This is a genomic window from Alexandriicola marinus, assembly GCF_004000435.1.
Classification (GTDB): domain Bacteria; phylum Pseudomonadota; class Alphaproteobacteria; order Rhodobacterales; family Rhodobacteraceae; genus Alexandriicola; species Alexandriicola marinus.
Genome location: NZ_RBVZ01000001.1, coordinates 699236 through 716381, shown reverse-complemented (window position 1 = coordinate 716381; position 17146 = coordinate 699236). Strand labels below are relative to the sequence as shown.

Genomic DNA, 17146 nt, shown 5'->3' with positions numbered 1-17146 from the left:
TCACACCGGGCCGCTTGTGCCCGGGCCGCGAACGGCTAGTCTGCCGCAAAACGGGAGACGGCCATGAAGATCGCGACGTTCAACATCAATGGGGTCAAGGCCCGGATCGGGGCCTTGACCGACTGGCTGGATAATTCCGCCCCCGACGTGGCGCTCCTTCAGGAGATTAAGTCCGTCGACGAGGCGTTCCCCCGCGAGATGTTCGAAGACCGGGGCTATAACGTCGAAACCCATGGGCAGAAGGGCTTCAACGGGGTTGCGATCCTGTCGAAACTGCCGCTCGAGGATGTGAGCCGGGGCTTGCCCGGCGATGACGAGGACGTGCAGGCCCGCTGGATCGAGGCCACGGTAGTGGGCGATCGGGCCGTGCGGCTGTGTTGCCTCTACCTGCCCAACGGCAACCCGGCGCCGGGGCCGAAATACGACTACAAACTTGCGTGGATGGAGCGGCTGAAATCGCGCGCGGCCGATCTGCTGGAGGCCGAAGAGCCCGCGATCATGGCCGGCGATTACAACATCATTCCCATGGCGGAGGATGCGGCCCGCCCCGACGCATGGACCAAAGATGCGCTGTTCCTGCCCGAATCGCGGGCGGCATTCCGCCGGATCGTCAACCTCGGCTTCACCGAGGCATTCCGCGCCTGCAAACAGGGTCCGGGCCATTATTCCTACTGGGATTATCAGGCCGGCGCATGGGACAGGAATGACGGCATTCGCATCGATCACATGCTGCTTACCCCGCAGGCGGCCGACATCATGCGCGATTGCTGGATCGAGGCAGCAGTGCGCGGCGGCGAAAAGCCATCCGATCACGTGCCTGTCTGGATCGACCTCGACGCCTGAGACCGCTCAGGGCGTCACGGCCGCCGGATCATAATCGTAAAGCCAGCCGAACCTGCCCAGAAACAGCGCGGGGGCGAGCCTGTCCATCAGGCCAAGCCCCAGATGCGCGACCCGACGCCCGGCGCCGCTCAGATGATAGTTCCGTGCATTGGCATTGGCCGCGTCGATCGCGCGGCTGACCCGGTCGCGGCGCAGCGCCTGATAGCGCGGCAATGCCTTGTCCAGCGGCAAACCGGCACAGCAGCGCGCCAGAACGAAGGCATCCTCAAGCGCGAGATTGGCCCCCTGCGCAAGGAACGGCAGCGTCGGATGTGCCGCATCGCCGAGGATCGCGACCCTGTCGTTGTGCCAGTGCCGGGCGACAGGGTGGCGGAACAGCCCCCAAAGCCGCGCCTCCTCGACCCGGTCGAGGATTGCCCGGAGATCGGGGCCGCAATCGGCAAAGGCTGTGCGAAGGTTCTCGGGGTCGTCGGGATGATGCCAGCCCTCCTCGGCCCATTCCGTGCGTTCCTGAACGGCCACGATATTCATCCGCTCTGCCGAAAGGGGATAGGTCACGACGTGACGTCCGGGGGCCATCCAGATGCGGGCGACGGGCGGGACGTCCGAGCAGGACACGACGGCCCGCCACGCCACCTGCCCCGTGAATTCGGCCGGGCGCGCATCCGGTTCGCAAAAACGGCGTGCCACGGAATGAATGCCGTCGGCGCCGATCACAAGATCGGCCTCCCGCGCGCCCTCGTCCGTCATGATCCTGCCACCGCGCGCCAGCCTGTCGACACGGATGCCGGTGCGGATCGCGGCGCCCTGCGCCACTGCGCCGTCGGCCAGAAGTCGTTGCAGGGTCGCGCGATGAAAGAACCTGTAGGCGGGATCGGTGTGGCCCAGATCGAACCGGGCCAGAACGCGGCCCGTCAGGGCATCCGTGGGCGAGACGGCAGCAGCGGCAAGGCCGCCCGCGTCATAGTCCGCGCCCAGCCCAAGCGCGCGGATCACCCGTGCGCCATTGGGTGTGACCTGAAGGCCTGCGCCCACCTCGCGCAATTCGGCGGCCTGTTCCAGAACGGTAACGTTCGCACCCGCCTGCGCCATTGCTCCGGCACAGGCAAGCCCGCCGATCCCGGCGCCGATGACCGTGATCTGCCGTCCCGTCAGATGCGGGCCGAACGCCTCAGTCGTCGCGATGGACCTTTTCCCGGCGTTCGTGACGTTCCTGCGCCTCGAGGCTCATCGTGGCGATGGGCCGCGCATCAAGCCGCTTGAGAGAGATCGGCTCGCCGGTGATTTCGCAATAGCCGTATTCGCCCTCTTCGATGCGGCGCAGGGCCGCGTCGATCTTGCTGACCAGCTTGCGCTGGCGATCCCGGGTGCGCAATTCCAGTGCCCGGTCCGTTTCTTCGCTGGCGCGGTCGGCGATGTCGGGGATGTTCCGGGTCTGGTCCTTCATGCCGGAAATCGTATCGCGGCTGTCAGCCAGAAGGTCGGCCCGCCAGTTCAACAGCTTGCGGCGAAAATACTCAAGCTGCCGGTCATTCATGAATGGTTCATCCTCGGCCGGGCGGTAATCCTCCGGCAGAAAAGTTTCCGCTTTCATTTCTGCTCCTTTCGAAGCGCCGACTTCCAGCCCACTCGCTTCACCAGACATCGGCACACCCCTCAGATCCTTGGCTTCCCATTACAGTGGCGGCGGGTGGCTGTCACCCCCCGAAACGTCACATTGTCAGGAGAAGACGGCATGGTTGTGGCGGGCTCCCGGCATGCTAGATTGCCGCGGATGCAAACCAGAGAAGGGCGCACCGGAATGCGGTTCGACGGCACGGAAACCTATGTCGCCACGGATGACCTGCGCGTCGCCGTCAATGCCGCCGTCACGCTGGAGCGGCCGCTTCTGGTCAAGGGGGAGCCCGGCACCGGCAAGACCGAACTTGCCCGCCAGGTGGCGCAATCTCTGGGGCTTCCGATCATCGAATGGCATGTCAAATCGACCACCCGCGCCCAGCAGGGCCTGTATGAATACGATGCCGTCAGCCGCTTGCGCGACAGCCAGCTGGGCGACGAGCGGGTCAATGACGTGCGCAACTATATCCGTCGCGGCAAACTGTGGGAGGCGTTCTCGGCCAGCGACAAGGTCGTCCTTCTGATCGACGAGATCGACAAGGCCGATATCGAGTTTCCGAACGACCTGCTTCAGGAACTCGACCGGATGGAATTTCACGTCTACGAAACCGGCGAGACGGTCAAGGCGCAGGTGCGCCCGATCGTGATCATCACCTCGAACAACGAAAAGGAGCTGCCCGACGCGTTCCTGCGCCGCTGCTTCTTTCACTACATCCGCTTTCCCGAGGCCGAGGTTCTGAAACAGATCGTCGAGGTCCATCACCCGGGCATCAAGGAGGCCCTCCTGACCGCGGCGCTGACCCAATTCTACGCGATCCGCGAGACGCCGGGCCTGAAAAAGAAGCCCTCGACATCCGAGGTCCTCGACTGGCTGCGCCTTCTTCTGGCCGAGGACCTGACGGCAAGCGATCTTCAGGGCGATCCGAAAGATGCCCTGCCACGGCTGCACGGTGCGCTTCTGAAGAACGAACAGGATGTGCACCTGTTCGAACGTCTCGCCTTCATGGCGCGTTCGCGGCGCTGACAGAGCCATATATTCAGGCGAAATCCACATCTTGCGGCTGCCCCACAAGCAAGCACTACGCATCTGCGGCATAGCGGCCACTGTGGCCCTGATTTCCCTGAATTAACCACGAATTAGAGATGATTTCACCTCAAACTCATCGCTAGATCGTCGGACCAGGTGGGGGCGCTTGGTTGCGAATAGCGCGCGATGCGGCGGGATCATCGGATCCGGCCCGTTGGTCTTTCGCGCCATGGATGAGAGGAGACATCGGTCTTGGCCGATCCATCTGTGCGCGTCCATATCCGCCCTCTGGCGCGGACAGACCGGGACGTCTGGCGCCAACTCTGGCGTGGCTACCTCGCGTTCTATGAAACCTCTCTGCCCGAAGAGATTTATGCCAGCCAGTTCGAGCGGCTTCTGGGCGATGATCCCCGCGATCTTCACGGCATGATCGCCGAGCTGGACGGCAAACCCGTGGGCCTTGCCCATTACCTGTTTCACCGCCATGGCTGGAAGATCGAGGATGTCTGCTACCTTCAGGATCTCTATGCCGCTCCCGACGCCCGCGGCCATGGCGTGGGGCGCGCGCTGATCGAGGCCGTCTATGCCGCGGCCGACGCGATGGGCGCGCCATCGGTCTACTGGACGACACAGGATTTCAACGCGACGGCCCGCCGACTTTATGACCGGATCGGCACCCTGACACCCTTTATCAAGTATCAGAGGCCGGCATGAAGCGGATCGTCCTTGCCGCCCTGACCTGTCTGGCCTCCTGCGCGCCCGCGCCGCAGCAACCCGTACCCACGCGCGCCAGCGCGTTCGCCGAGGCCCTGCCCCCGATGCGCAGCTTCTCGGCCGCGCCCGCGACCCGGCCCACGAGATCCAATGCCGACATCGCGAACGACTTCCTCGACCTGACTTTCCGGATGGAAAGCGGACGGGCCGTGCCCGTGATGACAAGGTTCGAGCAGCCGGTCTCCGTCCGGGTGACGGGCATGGCGCCGCCCTCGCTGATCAGCGATCTCCGCGGGCTTCTCGCGCGGCTGCGCAGCGAGGCGGGGATCGACATCGCGCTGACCGGCGCGCCATCGGCCAGCATCACCATCGAGGCGATCCCGCGCAGCGAATTGCAGCGCACCGTGCCGCGCGCGGCCTGTTTCGTCGTGCCCCGGGTGTCCGGCTGGCAGGAATTCCTGCGCGCACGTCGCACCCCTCAGGTCGACTGGACGACGCTGACACGTCGCGACCGTGCCACGATCTTTGTGCCCGCCGACGTGGCGCCACAGGAAATCCGGGATTGTCTGCACGAGGAACTCGCCCAGGCACTGGGTCCGCTGAACGACCTTTACCGCCTGCCCGACAGCGTCTTCAACGATGACAATATCCATGCCGTCCTGACCGGGTTCGACATGCTTGTTCTGCGGGCCTATTACTCCCCCCAACTGCGCAGCGGCATGTCCCGTGGCGAGGTGGCAGCCCGCCTGCCCGGCATCCTCGCACAGCTGAATCCCGCCGGCCAATCCGTCCCGCGCCGTTCGGTCAACGACACGTCGCGGGACTGGATCGAGGCGATGGAAACAGCGCTGTCCCCCGGCGGATCGCCTTTCGTGCGGCGCCGCGCCGCCGAAGACGCCATCAACCTGGCCCGCGCCTTCGGATGGCGGGGCACCCGGCCCGGGTTTGCCTATTACGCCTATGGCAGGCTCCAGATCTCGAACGATCCCGACCTCGCCCGCGCGGCGTTCGATCAGGCCGCCCGCGAATTCCGGACCGCGCCCGAGGCGCGCATCCACGAGGCGCATGTCGCGGTGCAGCTTGCGGCCTTTGCGCTCAGCTCCGGGGATGCCGAGACCACGTTGCGGCTGGTCGATGGGGCGATCCCGGTCGCGTCGCGCGCCGAGAACGCGGCGCTTCTGGCGACGCTCATGATGTTCAAGGCCGAGGCTCTCGACCTTCAGGGCCGCGTCAATGAGGCAGAGGCGGTGCGTCTGGACAGCCTTGGCTGGGCACGTTACGGACTGGGTTCCGAATACAATGTCCGTGCCCGGCTGGCCGAGATCGCATCTCTCAATCCGGGCGGGCGGACCTGACAAGGGGTTGAGCCTTCATGATCTATCCGCTTGGTGGCCTGCTTATCGGTGCGATCCTCGGCGCCATCCGGGCGAAGATGAATGGCGGCAAGGGCCTTGATATCGCGCAATGGAGCGCCGTTTTCGCGATCATCTTCGGGCTGGTCGGCCTGTTCGTGCTGATCTTCATCGAACGCTCGATGGTCTGAGGGCGCAGGGCATGTTCCTGCCCTTCCTCGATCATATGCGGCGCGAAGGCGTGCCCGTCACGCTGCGCGAGTTCCTGACATTTCTCGAGGCCATGAAGGCCGGGATCGTCATCTACGATGTCGAGGGGTTCTATTACCTCGCGCGCGCCGCAATGGTGAAGGACGAACGCCACATCGACCGTTTCGACCGCGCCTTCGCCGCGACGTTCGACGGGCTGGAACAGATCGGCCCGGAGGAGGTTCTGGGCGCGCTCGACCTGCCCGAGGACTGGCTGCGCAAGCAGGCGGAGAGATTCCTGACCGACGCGGAAAAGGCCGAGATCGAGGCGCTTGGCGGCTTTGACGCGCTGATGGAGACGCTGAAAAAGCGACTCGAGGAACAGAAGGGCCGGCATCAGGGCGGATCGAAATGGATCGGCACCGGCGGCACCTCGCCTTTCGGCGCGCATGGATACAATCCCGAAGGCGCGCGCATCGGGCAGGACGAAAGCCGCCACCAGCGCGCCGTCAAGGTCTGGGACAAGCGGGAGTTCCGCAATCTCGACGACAGTGTCGAGATCGGGACCCGCAACATCAAGGTTGCGCTCAAACGCCTGCGCAACTGGGCCCGCGATGGCGCACATGAGGAACTCGACCTCGACGGCACGATCCGCGCCACCGCCGAGCATGGCTATCTCGACGTCAAGACCCGGCCCGAACGGCGCAACGCGGTCAAGGTGCTGCTGTTTCTCGACGTGGGGGGCTCGATGGACGCGCATGTGCGCGTGGTCGAAGAGCTGTTCTCGGCCGCGCGCGCCGAATTCAAGAACCTCGAACATTACTATTTCCACAACTGCCTCTACGAGGGGGTCTGGCGGGACAACCGCCGCCGCCACGCCGACGTGATGCCCACATGGGATGTGCTGCGGACCTACGGGTCGGACTGGAAATGCATCTTCGTGGGCGATGCCTCGATGAGCCCCTATGAAATCGCGATGCCGGGCGGGGCCAACGAGTACTGGAACCGTGAGGCGGGCGAGGTCTGGTTGCGGCGCGCCTTCGAACACTGGCCCGATACGATCTGGCTCAACCCCCTGCCCGAGCGCCACTGGCAATATACCGAATCGACCCGGATGATCCGCGACATCCTCGACGATCCGGCCCGCATGGTCCCGATGACGCTGGAGGGGCTGACGGCGGGCATGAGGCGTCTGGGCTGATGGACGGCGACTGGACCCCGCTGATCGAAAGCTACGGCCCGGCGGGTGTGATGGTGATCAACTTCCTGTCGTGTCTCGGGTTTCCGATCCCGGCGCTTGTCGTGATGATCATCGCGGGGGCCTGGGTGGCGACGGCTGGCGTGCCGCTCGCCCCCTACCTGATCCTTGGCTACGCGGGCGCGCTTGTGCCCGGGATCGTGGTTTTCGCCCTTGGCCGCCGCTATGGCGCGGCGGCGGTCGCGCGGATGGAAACGCGGCGCGGCTGGGGCAAGCTGATCGCCTCGGCCCGCGCGCGCCACGACCGATGGGGCGGGGCCGCGATCTTTCTGGGATCGTCCTTCGCGGCGCAGGCGGGTCCTGCGATCAACCTTCTGGCCGGCGCGGCCGAGGTGTCGTGGCGCCAATTCCACCTTGGTCATTTCGCGGGCCGGGCGATCTGGGTCGGGGGCTATACGCTGATCGGGTTCCATTTCGCCGGCAATATCGACGCGGTGATCGCGGCGGCGGCTCGGTGGTCATGGGTGATCGCGGTGGCCGTCCTGACGCTCGGCGCCCTTGTTCTGCTCAGGGTTCTGCGCAATGGACGCTAGGCTGACGATCCGGGCCGTTCTGACCGGCGCGGCTGAGCCGATCGACACGAAATCAGGGTGGACCGGGTTCTTCAAGAGGCCCCGGAAGGGCGTGGTGGAGATCGGCCCCCGGGGCCTTGAAGGCGATACGATCGTCGACACAGACAATCACGGCGGCCCAGATCAGGCCGTCTATCTCATGGGGTCAGGCGATTACGCGCATTGGGCGCGCTGCCTCGGGCGGGATCTGCCCCCGGGCAGCTTTGGCGAGAACATCGTGATCGACGGCTGGACAAGCGCCACGGCCGCAATCGGTGACCGGATCGCCATTGGCGACGTCCTGCTGGAGCTGACCGCCCCCCGCATCCCCTGCATCACGCTTGCCCGCGTCATGGACGACCCGGGCTTCGTGAAACGCTTCTTCGATGAGGGTCATTCCGGCGCCTATGCGCGGGTTCTGTCACCGGGCCCCGTGCGCGCGGGCGATGCCGCGAGGCTCCTGCCCTATGCAGACGGCCCCGAAGTGACGATGGCGGCCTGCCTTGCCGCCAGCAGAACGGGCCTGACGGACCCTGCGATCCTGGCCGCCCTTGCCCGAATTCCCGCCCATCGCCTTCTGGTTCGTGCAGGTCGTGATGCCTCTGCGACACCCTAGCTATTGAGAGCGGGCCCGGCGGCCCCATATCATGCCCATGATAAAATTCACCCCGATCCTTCTGGCCCTTCTCTATGGCTATGCGATGTATCGCTTTTCGGCATGGCGCACCGCGCGCGAGCTGGACGCGAAATCGACCGAGCTTGCCGATGCGCGCCTGCGCGAGTTGATGAGCCGGATGGCCCGCGCGCTCGAGATCGAGCGGATCCGCGTCAACGTCTACGAGATCGAGCAGGTCAACGGATTGGCGGCGCCGGACGGGCGCATCTTCATCACGCGCGGTTTCTACAACAAGTATCGCGCGGGCGAAGTCTCGGCAGAAGAGATGGCCACCGTCATCGCGCATGAGCTGGGCCACGTGGCCCTTGGCCATTCGCGCCGCCGGATGATCGATTTTTCGGGCCAGAATGCCCTGCGCACCGCGCTCGCCATGATCCTGAACCGGTTCCTGCCCGGCGTCGGGCCGATGGTCGCCAACGGGCTGATGACGCTGTTGTCCGCGCGGCTGTCGCGCAACGACGAATACGAGGCCGATGCCTATGCCTCGGCCCTACTGGTCAAGGCCGGGATCGGGACAGAGCCGCAGAAATCGCTGTTTCAAAAGCTCGAACATCTGACCGGCGCGCATGGCGCGGCGATGCCCGCATGGCTTCTGAGCCATCCCAAGACGGGTGAGCGGATCAAGGCGATCGAGGCCAACGAGGCGAAGTGGTCGACCTGAAACCGCGCCGTCAGGCCTGATCCAGCGCTTTTCCCAGACGCGGCAGGCGCGCCTTCTTCATCAGGGCCCGTATCGACCAGTCGTCTCCCGACAGGCGGCGCGCCTGAGCCAGAACCCTGTCCGCGACCTGCCCCATCCGCGCGGGATCGGCCTTCCGGAACCCCAGAAGAAACGCATCCGGATCAGCCCTGAACAGCCCCTCCTCGGCAAGGATGTTGCGGGGAAAATCCTTGGCATTCACGGTGACGATCCCGTCGCAGGAGCCCGCGATCGCGGCTGCCAGAACATGCACATCCGCCGGATCGGGCAGCCAGAGCCGCGCCTCGAGACCCTCGTGGCGCGGGATCGCGGCATCGGGCCAGAGCGCGTCGAGCCGGGCGGCCTCGCCGCGTGCCAGAATCTCTCCCTCCGGGCCGAGCTTGGCGGCAGCCCGCACCCATTCCTCGGTGATCCTGTCCGACCAGCGGGGGGTAAAGAACCCCTCACGCGCGGCGCCGAGAAGCATCTCTCGCGTCACGGTGGGAAAGATGACGCAGGCATCCAGAACGACGCGAGGCGGGGTCGCGCGCGTCACAGCCGGAACGCCAGCGCCTTGAGATATCCGCTTTCGGCCAGATGCGGCAGGACCGGGTGGTCGGGGCCGGCAAACCCGGTGTAAAGGATCGGCCCGCGTCGGCCGCCCCGCCCGATGCCGCGGGCACAGGCCGCCCGGAACTTTGCCAGATCGGCGGCGTGCGAACAGGAACACAGGATCAGGACACCGCCCTCGGCCACCAGCGGCGCGGCAAGACGGGCGACCTTTTCATAGGCGCGCAGCCCCGCATCGAGCGCGTTTTTCGACGGCGCGAAGGCTGGCGGGTCGCAGATTACGAGGTCGAACTGCGCACCCTCCCCGGCCAGCGCCTCGAGCGTGGCGAAGGCGTCGCCCTTGCGCGTGCTAAGCCTGTCCCGCATGCCCATGGCGCGCGCGCCGCCTTCGGCCAGCTCCAGCGCCGGGGCCGAGCCGTCGACGCAAAGCGCCTCGCGTGCGCCGGAGGCAAGGGCAGCCAGCGCAAAGCCCCCCACATGCGAAAAGACATCGAGCACGCGGACATCGCGGGCAAGCCCCGCGGCAAAGGCATGATTGGGGCGCTGATCATAGAACAGCCCCGTCTTCTGCCCGCCCATGAGGTCGGCCAGATAGGTGGCACCGTTCATCACAACCTGGACCGGCGCCTCGGGCGCCGCGCCACGCACGATCGACATCTCTTCGGGAAGACCTTCGAGCTGTCGGGCCCGGCCGGTGCCGTTGCGGATGATCGTCGAGAGGCCACAGACCGCGACCAGCGCCTCCGCGATATCCTCGATCATCGCCTCGGACCACGCCGTGTTGGGTTGGACGACGGCATGATCGCCGAACCGGTCGATCACGACACCGGGCAGGCCATCGGCCTCGGCATGGACAAGCCGGTAGAACGGCTGATCGTACAGCCGGTCCCGAAGGTCGAGCGCGCGGGTCAGTCGCGCCTCGATCCAGGCGCGGTCGATCGCCGCGTCGGGGTCGGCGTCCATCACCCGGGCGGCAATGCGCGACTGCGGGTTGAACGTAACCGTCGCCAAAGGCCGCCGGTCGTTGTCTTCGAGGGTGGCGAAACTGCCCGGAACAATCGCGCGCGTGCGCCGATCCATGACCAGTTCGTTGGCATAGACCCAGGGAAACCCGTGCCGGATGGCGCGGGCCTCTGCCTTGGGCAGCAACCGGATGACGGGGCGGTCCGTTACAACGGAATGGGAGGACAGCGACATGCCGTCCTCCTAGCGTGATTGAAATGAAGTGGGAAGCCTCAGACGCCCGCAGGCGTCGAAAGCTCCTGCTGAATGAAGAAGGTGAGGTAGTTCAGAACCCGCACCTTTTCGGTCTGGCCCGCCTGTTCAAGCTGAACGGCCGCCTGTCCACCCGGGGCCGGCAGGTTCGCCGCCAACTGACGCGGGGTTTCGATGACCAGACCCGTCTCGCCATCATAGATGCCGAGGTTGAAGACCATGTTGTAGACACCGCCTACCGAATAGCGTGTGCGTTCCGTGACACCGTGGAAGCGGACGACATCGACCACCGCGATCACGTCGCGCGATCCATCGATGTCCTCGGCCGCCTGTGTCGTCGCCGTGCGGAAGATTTCCTCGATCTGGGCGTGGCGGTCACCGACCGGGTCGCCGCGCCAGACGATATCGGCGTTGGGATAATAGCTGTTGTTCTCGGACACGCGCAGATCGCGCGGCACGTTCACCATGATCGAGGTGACGTTGTAGTCGCGGATGATCTGCTGTTCCGGCGCGGTCAGGCCCTGAGCTTCGAGCGGCACGTTCCGGGACACGGTCTCGGTCGTGGCGCAGGCCGACAGGCCCGTGGCGAGGATGAGGGCGGCAATCAGACGCAGGGTCATGACAATCTCCTTGGCTGACCCGGCGATTGTTTCCATTACCGGGCCTTTGTTTGGTCGTAGCCGCCGAACGGGGCCGAAATGAGGAGACTTAGGTGCAAATTTGAGTTGAATTGCAGGCTCTCAGGCGTCTGCACCGCTGCAAAGCAGACGGAATCCCCTGTTGTTAGCGCTAACGGAAGATGATATCCGGCCATCGAACGCTGCGGGCGCCGGTCCCGCACCCAGGTTAAAGGAGGCCCCATGCCGCTTGATCGCGTAATTGCCGAAGTGACAGACCGCATCATCGAACGCAGCGCCCAAAGCCGGGGTCGCTATCTGGAAACAATGCGTGCCGCCGCGGCCGATGGGCCACGCCGCGCCCACCTGACCTGCGGCAACCAGGCCCATGCCTATGCCGCGATGGGCGCGGACAAGGACGCGCTGATCGAGGCGCGTGCGCCCAATATCGGGATCATCACCGCCTATAACGACATGCTCTCCGCGCATCAGCCGTTCGAGACCTATCCCGACCTGATCCGCAGCGCGGCCCGTGCCGCCGGTGCAACCGCGCAGGTGGCAGGCGGCGTTCCGGCCATGTGCGACGGGGTGACCCAGGGCCAGACGGGGATGGAGCTGTCTCTCTTTTCGCGCGATGTGATCGCGCTGGCAGCCGGCGTCGGCCTGAGCCACAACACATTCGACGCGGCCATCTATCTTGGCGTCTGCGACAAGATCGTGCCGGGGCTGGTGATGGCCGCGGCGACCTTCGGCTATATCCCGTCGATCTTTCTGCCGGCAGGCCCGATGACAAGCGGCCTGCCCAATGACGAAAAAGCCAAGGTCCGCCAGCAATTCGCCAATGGCGAGGTCGGGCGCGACGCGCTGATGGCGGCCGAGATGGCCTCCTACCACGGGCCGGGCACCTGCACCTTCTATGGGACGGCCAATTCCAACCAGATGCTGATGGAGTTCATGGGCCTGCACCTGCCGGGCGCAAGTTTCGTCAATCCCGGCACCCCCCTGCGCGAGGCGCTGACGGTCGCGGGCACCGAACGGGCGGCCTCGATCACCGCGCTCGGCAACGATTTCCGCCCGGTCTACGAGATTCTCGATGAAAAGGCCTTCGTGAACGGGATCGTGGGCCTGATGGCCACGGGCGGCTCGACCAACCTCGTGATGCACCTTCCCGCGATGGCCAAGGCCGCGGGCATCCAGCTTGACCTGCAGGACTTCTCCGACATCTCGTCGGTGACGCCGCTGATGGCCAAGGTCTATCCCAATGGCCTGGCCGACGTGAACCATTTCCACGCAGCCGGCGGCCTCGGCTACATGATCGGGCAGCTTCTCGATGCGGGCCTTCTGCACGAGGATGTGACCACGGTCGCGGGCGACGGGCTGTCACTTTATACTCAGGAACCCAAGCTCGAAGATGGCAAGGTCGTCTATGCCGCAGGCGCGGGCGAGACACTCAACGACAAGATTCTGCGTCCCGCGTCTGATCCGTTCCAGTCCACCGGCGGTCTGGTCCAGCTGGCCGGGAACCTCGGCCGCGCGGTGATCAAGACCTCCGCCGTCGCCCCCGAACGCCACGTGATCGAAGCGCCGGCCCGGATTTTTCACGATCAGGGCGATGTGAAGACAGCCTTCCAGAACGGCGAGATCACGTCCGATACGATCGTCGTCGTCCGCTTTCAGGGGCCGAAATCGAACGGGATGCCGGAACTGCATTCCCTGACGCCCACCCTTGCCGTGTTGCAGGATCGTGGGCTCAAGGTCGCACTTGTCACCGACGGGCGCATGTCGGGCGCGAGCGGCAAGGTGCCCGCCGCGATCCATGTCTGCCCCGAGGCCGCCGATGGCGGGCCGATCGCGCTTCTGCGCGACGGTGATATGCTCAGGCTCGATGCGACGACCGGCACGCTGACCTGCCTCGAGGACCTGTCGGGCCGCACCCCGGCCGTGGCAGATCTGAGCGGCAACGGAAACGGCGTCGGCCGCGAGCTGTTCGAGGTGTTCCGCCGCAATGTCGGCCTTGCCGCCGAAGGCGCGGGCGTGGTCGTCTGACCCTGCGCACCGCCCGTCACCAGTCACATACCGGGAAAGTAGCCATGACCCCTGAACAAGCCAGCAAACTCAACGCCGATCTTTGCGGACTGGCCCCCGTCATTCCTGTTCTCGTGCTCGAGGATGCAGGCTCCGCCGCCGATCTGGCGCGGGCGCTCGTGGCCGGCGGGCTCCCCGTGCTCGAAGTGACGCTGCGCACCCCGGCCGCACTCGATGCGATCCGCGAGATGGCGGGCGTCGAAGGCGGCGTGGTGGGGGCCGGCACGCTCCTGACCGAGGCCGATGTCGAGGCCGCCAAGGAGGCCGGCGCGAATTTCGGGGTCTCGCCCGGTTCGACGGACCGACTTCTCGATGCCTGCGAGGCCAACGACCTGCCGCTTCTGGCCGGGTCGTCCAGCGCGACAGAGGCGATGCGGCTTCTGGAGCGGGGCTACAGCGTTCAGAAGTTCTTCCCGGCCGAAGCCTCGGGCGGGGCACCCGCGCTCAAGGCGATCGGCGCGCCGATCCCGCAGGTCAGCTTCTGCCCAACGGGCGGTGTGAGCCTTGCCAATGCGCGCGATTACCTGTCGCTGCCCAATGTTGTGTGCGTCGGCGGAAGCTGGGTCGCCCCCAAGGAACTGATCGCCTCGGGCGACTGGGCCGGGATCGAACAGCTCGCCCGCGGGGCCGCGGCCCTTCCCCGCTAAGTGTTCGTGTCACGCAGCCGACCGGCGCGCCCGCCGCGCCGGCGGGCGCTGGCGGGTTCGTCCAGCGCTTCGATCAGCGTCTGCGTCATCGGGTGGCCGGGATTGGCCTCGGCATAACGGTTGAGGAGCCGGCGCACCTCGGTCTTGGTCTCGCGATCAGGCGGCACACCAAGCGCCCAGTCCAGAAAGATCGACCGGCATTCGGGCGCTGATATCCCTACCATCCTGTAGGCTTCCTGTATCAGACCGCGCGGGTCTTCGGGCGTTCCCTTCATGTCGTCCCTTTCAGCAAGCTGGCAATCACATCGTCGGCGCGCGAGGCCGTCTCTTTCATGGCACGGCCGAGCGTTTCCATATCGTCCTGCCCGGTTTCGCGCAGCACCATCCGGCGGCCACCCTCGCCCAATTCGTCCGGCACCAGCATACCACCGGTCAGAAGCCGCGCCGTGGCCTGCAACTGCCAGAACAAGGTCAGGGACCGACGCAGCGCATGGGCCTGATCGGCAGACACCAGTCCCGCGGCCGCCCCGGCCTCGACCTGCGCCAAGGGTTGCCGCGCCTCCGATCCCGACAAAAGCGCCAGCGTCTGCGCGGCAAGCTCGGCATCCTGAAGCCTGCCGGGGCCGATCTTGGCATCCCAGTCACCCTGCGGCGGCTTGGCCTCGGCGATGCGGCGGCGCATGTCGGCCACCTCGATCACGATGCCCGCACCCGTCGATTTCTCGGCCAGCAGGCTCTGCCGGAAGGCTTCGGCCTCGTCGCGGAACGACGCGTCTCCTGCGATGGGGCGGGCACGGGTCAGGGCCAGATGCTCCCATGTCCAGGCCTCGTCGCGCTGATAGGTGCGAAACGCATCCCATGACGTGGCCACCGGCCCCTGCCGCCCCGACGGCCTGAGCCGCATGTCGACCTCGTAGAGGCGCCCCTCGGCCGTGGGCGCGGTCATCGCGGTGACCAGGGCCTGTGTCAGGCGCGAGAAATAGCTGCGCGTGGCAAGCGGGCGTCTGCCCTCGGACGCCTCGACCCCCTGCCCGTCATAGATCACGATCAGGTCAAGGTCCGAGGCCGCGTTCAGCCGCTGCGCGCCCAGTGACCCCATCGCCAGAACCACCGCGCCGCGCCCCGGGGGCGCCCCGTGCTTGGCCGAGAAATCATCCACCACATGGGGCCAGAGACCGGCCACCGCCGCTTCGGCCAGATCGGCATATTGCGCGCCGGCATCGGTGGCCGAGATCAGGCCCCGCAGGTGGTGCACGCCCACCCGGAAATGCCATTCCTTGGCCCAGCGACGAGTGGCATCGAGCCGTGCCTCGTAATCCTCGGTTGCGGCCAGCTGTGCCGCAAGCTGTTCCGTCAGGACACCCACCCCCGGCCAGGGCGCAAAGAAATCGCCCCCGATCACCGCATCGAACACACCGGCGTTGCGCGACAGGTATTGCGCGAGCGCGGGCGCGGTCGAGGCGATATCGACGATCAGCCGGGTCAGCTGCGGGTTGGCATCGAAGAGCGAGAACAGCTGGACGCCTGCCGGCAGACCAGACAGGAAGCGGTCGAAATTGACCAGCGCCTCTTCCGGGCGGGCGGCCTCTTGCATGGCGCCGAGGATCTCGGGGCGCAGGCGGCGGAACAGCTCGCCCGCGCGGGCCGAGCGCAACGCCGGGTAATCCGGCCAGCGGGCGGTGATCTCGGCACCGAATTCCTGCTCGTCGCCCTCGTCGCCCTGCGCCTCGTCAGGGGTAAAGAAGCCCTCGATCAGGTCATGCACCTCTTCCAGACGGGCGGTCAGGTCGGCCTCGAATGTCGCGCGATCCTGCCCCATGAACGCGGCGAGCCTGTCGAAGCCCTCGTCATTGGTGGGCAGCGCATGTGTCTGGGCGTCGGCGATCATCTGGAGGCGATGTTCGACCTCGCGGTGCAGGCGGTAGTGGCGGGTCAGCGTCGCGGCCGTCTCGGCCGGGAGCCATCCCGCCTCGGCCAGACGCGCCAGCCCCTCGACCGTGCCGCGCACCCGCAGCGACGGATCGCGCCCTCCTGCGATGATCTGCCGGGTCTGGGTGAAGAACTCGATCTCGCGAATGCCGCCCCGGCCCAGCTTCATGTCATGGCGCGGCAGGCGCAGGGGGCCGTGCAACCCCTTGTGATCGCGAATGCGCAGGCGCATGTCGTGGGCATCCTGGATCGCCGCGAAATCAAGGTGCCGCCGCCAGACAAAGGGGGTCAGCGTTTCGAGAAACCTCTCACCCGCCGAAATGTCGCCCGCGCAGGCACGCGCCTTGATATAGGCCGCCCGTTCCCACGTCCGGCCGACGCCTTCATAATAGCTTTCGGCCGCCGACATCGACAGGCAGACCGGCGTCACCGCCGCATCGGGCCGCAGGCGCAGATCGGTGCGGAAGACATAGCCTTCGCCGGTATTGTCGCCGAGGATCGCGCAGAGCTTGCGGGTGATCTTGACGAAGGCCGATCGCACCTCGGCCACGTCCTCGAGGGAGAACTGGGTATCATCGAACAGGCAGATCAGGTCGATGTCGCTGGAATAGTTCAGCTCGAACGCGCCCATCTTTCCCATGGCCAGAACCGCATAGCCCGCGCCCGCCTCGGCATCGGCCTCGGTCTTGCCGGGGATGCGGCCACGGGCGAGTTCGGGGCGCAACAGTTCGGTCAGTGTCCGGTGGCAGGCGATATCGGCCAGCCGGGTCAGGCTGCCTGTCACCTCCTCCAGTGGCCAGACACCGCCCAGATCGGCAAGCCCCGCCAGAAGCGCGATCCGCCGTTTCGCCCGGCGCAGGCCCGATTTCAACTGATCGAGCGGGAGGGACGCGGCCTCGGCCAGCGTCTCATCGCGGGCGGCTTCGGGGTTGTCGAAGGCGCGTTCGAGCCAGTCGGCCTCCTTCGCGATCAGCGACAATAGGTAGGGGCTGCATCCGCCGGCCCCCGTGATCAACTCGGCCGCCGGGCCTTGTGCCCACGGCGCAAGGGCACGCGCCTCCTCCGCGCGGTCAGGATCGAACGGCCGGGGCTGGCGGGTGATGCGGGTGACGAGGCGGTGATCTGCCACGTGAGTAGCCTCCTGAAAGACGGGGCGGTTTCGGGTTCCGTCACGGCG

Annotated in this window: 18 protein-coding genes; 11 read left to right on the top strand and 7 right to left on the bottom strand. The window is 66.2% G+C overall.

Annotation, left to right across the window (positions count from 1 at the left end):
- Nucleotides 1–63: 63 nt before the first annotated feature.
- A complete protein-coding gene (gene xth, locus EP376_RS03525; protein WP_127654143.1) occupies nucleotides 64–843 on the top strand; it encodes an exodeoxyribonuclease III in 780 nt (259 codons plus the stop codon).
- Nucleotides 844–849: 6 nt separating this feature from the next.
- Here xth and EP376_RS03520 read toward each other — a convergent pair whose 3' ends face one another.
- Together EP376_RS03520 and dksA are read right to left on the bottom strand one after the other, a co-directional pair.
- Nucleotides 850–1983, bottom strand: coding sequence for an FAD-dependent monooxygenase (locus EP376_RS03520; protein ID WP_338068380.1), 1134 nt, complete (start codon nucleotides 1981–1983; stop codon nucleotides 850–852).
- A gap of 31 nt (nucleotides 1984–2014) precedes the next feature.
- Nucleotides 2015–2437 (bottom strand): RNA polymerase-binding protein DksA, encoded by a 423-nt coding sequence (dksA, locus tag EP376_RS03515; protein WP_127654141.1) that lies wholly within the window; start codon nucleotides 2435–2437, stop codon nucleotides 2015–2017.
- Between the two features lie 207 nt (nucleotides 2438–2644).
- Between dksA and EP376_RS03510 the strand changes: the two genes are divergently transcribed.
- The 8 genes from EP376_RS03510 to EP376_RS03480 all read left to right on the top strand — a co-directional run bounded on the left by EP376_RS03510 (nucleotide 2645) and on the right by EP376_RS03480 (nucleotide 8888).
- Nucleotides 2645–3484 carry an AAA family ATPase gene (locus tag EP376_RS03510; protein ID WP_127654714.1) on the top strand — a complete coding sequence of 280 codons (840 nt, stop codon included), beginning with the start codon at nucleotides 2645–2647 and terminating at the stop codon, nucleotides 3482–3484.
- A 255-nt stretch (nucleotides 3485–3739) separates the two neighbouring features.
- Nucleotides 3740–4201 carry a GNAT family N-acetyltransferase gene (locus EP376_RS03505; RefSeq protein ID WP_127654140.1) on the top strand — a complete coding sequence of 154 codons (462 nt, stop codon included), beginning with the start codon at nucleotides 3740–3742 and terminating at the stop codon, nucleotides 4199–4201.
- The gene (locus EP376_RS03500; RefSeq protein WP_127654139.1) at nucleotides 4198–5556 is read left to right on the top strand and encodes a DUF2927 domain-containing protein; all 1359 of its coding nucleotides are present in this window, start codon (nucleotides 4198–4200) and stop codon (nucleotides 5554–5556) included. Before EP376_RS03505 ends, EP376_RS03500 begins: the two co-directional genes overlap by 4 nt.
- 17 nt (nucleotides 5557–5573) lie before the next feature.
- Nucleotides 5574–5744, top strand: coding sequence for a hypothetical protein (locus EP376_RS22915; protein WP_164744855.1), 171 nt, complete (start codon nucleotides 5574–5576; stop codon nucleotides 5742–5744).
- An 11-nt stretch (nucleotides 5745–5755) separates the two neighbouring features.
- Complete coding sequence (locus EP376_RS03495) at nucleotides 5756–6943, top strand: vWA domain-containing protein (protein ID WP_127654138.1); 1188 nt, start codon at nucleotides 5756–5758, stop codon at nucleotides 6941–6943.
- Complete coding sequence (locus EP376_RS03490) at nucleotides 6943–7533, top strand: DedA family protein (RefSeq protein WP_127654137.1); 591 nt, start codon at nucleotides 6943–6945, stop codon at nucleotides 7531–7533. Before EP376_RS03495 ends, EP376_RS03490 begins: the two co-directional genes overlap by 1 nt.
- Nucleotides 7523–8167 carry an MOSC domain-containing protein gene (locus EP376_RS03485; RefSeq protein ID WP_127654136.1) on the top strand — a complete coding sequence of 215 codons (645 nt, stop codon included), beginning with the start codon at nucleotides 7523–7525 and terminating at the stop codon, nucleotides 8165–8167. Before EP376_RS03490 ends, EP376_RS03485 begins: the two co-directional genes overlap by 11 nt.
- A 37-nt stretch (nucleotides 8168–8204) precedes the next feature.
- Entirely contained in the window at nucleotides 8205–8888 is a 684-nt protein-coding gene (locus EP376_RS03480; protein WP_127654713.1) for a M48 family metallopeptidase, read from the top strand.
- Between the two features lie 10 nt (nucleotides 8889–8898).
- On the opposite strand, the gene EP376_RS03475 is transcribed toward EP376_RS03480, so the two are convergent.
- Genes EP376_RS03475 through EP376_RS03465 form a run of 3 tightly spaced genes read right to left on the bottom strand, consistent with a single transcriptional unit; the run spans nucleotide 8899 to nucleotide 11311 of the window.
- Complete coding sequence (locus EP376_RS03475; RefSeq protein WP_127654135.1) at nucleotides 8899–9462, bottom strand: RSP_2648 family PIN domain-containing protein; 564 nt, start codon at nucleotides 9460–9462, stop codon at nucleotides 8899–8901.
- Nucleotides 9459–10673 (bottom strand): RSP_2647 family RNA methyltransferase, encoded by a 1215-nt coding sequence (locus tag EP376_RS03470; RefSeq protein WP_127654134.1) that lies wholly within the window; start codon nucleotides 10671–10673, stop codon nucleotides 9459–9461. Before EP376_RS03470 ends, EP376_RS03475 begins: the two co-directional genes overlap by 4 nt.
- A 38-nt stretch (nucleotides 10674–10711) precedes the next feature.
- Nucleotides 10712–11311 carry a DUF6778 family protein gene (locus EP376_RS03465; protein ID WP_127654133.1) on the bottom strand — a complete coding sequence of 200 codons (600 nt, stop codon included), beginning with the start codon at nucleotides 11309–11311 and terminating at the stop codon, nucleotides 10712–10714.
- A 240-nt stretch (nucleotides 11312–11551) separates the two neighbouring features.
- On the opposite strand from EP376_RS03465, the gene edd reads away from it, so the two are divergent.
- Both edd and eda read left to right on the top strand, forming a co-directional pair.
- A complete protein-coding gene (edd, locus tag EP376_RS03460) occupies nucleotides 11552–13354 on the top strand; it encodes a phosphogluconate dehydratase (protein WP_127654132.1) in 1803 nt (600 codons plus the stop codon).
- A gap of 44 nt (nucleotides 13355–13398) precedes the next feature.
- Nucleotides 13399–14040 carry a bifunctional 4-hydroxy-2-oxoglutarate aldolase/2-dehydro-3-deoxy-phosphogluconate aldolase gene (eda, locus tag EP376_RS03455; RefSeq protein ID WP_127654131.1) on the top strand — a complete coding sequence of 214 codons (642 nt, stop codon included), beginning with the start codon at nucleotides 13399–13401 and terminating at the stop codon, nucleotides 14038–14040.
- On the opposite strand, the gene EP376_RS03450 is transcribed toward eda, so the two are convergent.
- Complete coding sequence (locus tag EP376_RS03450) at nucleotides 14037–14315, bottom strand: hypothetical protein (RefSeq protein ID WP_127654130.1); 279 nt, start codon at nucleotides 14313–14315, stop codon at nucleotides 14037–14039. The genes eda and EP376_RS03450 overlap by 4 nt on opposite strands.
- A complete protein-coding gene (locus EP376_RS03445) occupies nucleotides 14312–17098 on the bottom strand; it encodes a [protein-PII] uridylyltransferase family protein (RefSeq protein WP_240652427.1) in 2787 nt (928 codons plus the stop codon). Before EP376_RS03445 ends, EP376_RS03450 begins: the two co-directional genes overlap by 4 nt.
- Between the last annotated feature and the right edge of the window lie 48 nt (nucleotides 17099–17146).

What these genes read in the sequence shown, in the direction of transcription:
- dksA (WP_127654141.1), bottom strand. Translation starts at nt 2,437, where the DNA reads ATGAAAGCGGAAACTTTTCTGCCGGAGGATTACCGCCCGGCCGAGGAT.
- EP376_RS03470 (WP_127654134.1), bottom strand. Translation starts at nt 10,673, where the DNA reads ATGTCGCTGTCCTCCCATTCCGTTGTAACGGACCGCCCCGTCATCCGG.
- EP376_RS03510 (WP_127654714.1), top strand. Translation starts at nt 2,645, where the DNA reads ATGCGGTTCGACGGCACGGAAACCTATGTCGCCACGGATGACCTGCGC.
- EP376_RS03495 (WP_127654138.1), top strand. Translation starts at nt 5,756, where the DNA reads ATGTTCCTGCCCTTCCTCGATCATATGCGGCGCGAAGGCGTGCCCGTC.
- EP376_RS03485 (WP_127654136.1), top strand. Translation starts at nt 7,523, where the DNA reads ATGGACGCTAGGCTGACGATCCGGGCCGTTCTGACCGGCGCGGCTGAG.
- EP376_RS22915 (WP_164744855.1), top strand. Translation starts at nt 5,574, where the DNA reads ATGATCTATCCGCTTGGTGGCCTGCTTATCGGTGCGATCCTCGGCGCC.
- EP376_RS03490 (WP_127654137.1), top strand. Translation starts at nt 6,943, where the DNA reads ATGGACGGCGACTGGACCCCGCTGATCGAAAGCTACGGCCCGGCGGGT.
- EP376_RS03480 (WP_127654713.1), top strand. Translation starts at nt 8,205, where the DNA reads ATGATAAAATTCACCCCGATCCTTCTGGCCCTTCTCTATGGCTATGCG.
- eda (WP_127654131.1), top strand. Translation starts at nt 13,399, where the DNA reads ATGACCCCTGAACAAGCCAGCAAACTCAACGCCGATCTTTGCGGACTG.
- xth (WP_127654143.1), top strand. Translation starts at nt 64, where the DNA reads ATGAAGATCGCGACGTTCAACATCAATGGGGTCAAGGCCCGGATCGGG.
- edd (WP_127654132.1), top strand. Translation starts at nt 11,552, where the DNA reads ATGCCGCTTGATCGCGTAATTGCCGAAGTGACAGACCGCATCATCGAA.
- EP376_RS03500 (WP_127654139.1), top strand. Translation starts at nt 4,198, where the DNA reads ATGAAGCGGATCGTCCTTGCCGCCCTGACCTGTCTGGCCTCCTGCGCG.
- EP376_RS03450 (WP_127654130.1), bottom strand. Translation starts at nt 14,315, where the DNA reads ATGAAGGGAACGCCCGAAGACCCGCGCGGTCTGATACAGGAAGCCTAC.
- EP376_RS03465 (WP_127654133.1), bottom strand. Translation starts at nt 11,311, where the DNA reads ATGACCCTGCGTCTGATTGCCGCCCTCATCCTCGCCACGGGCCTGTCG.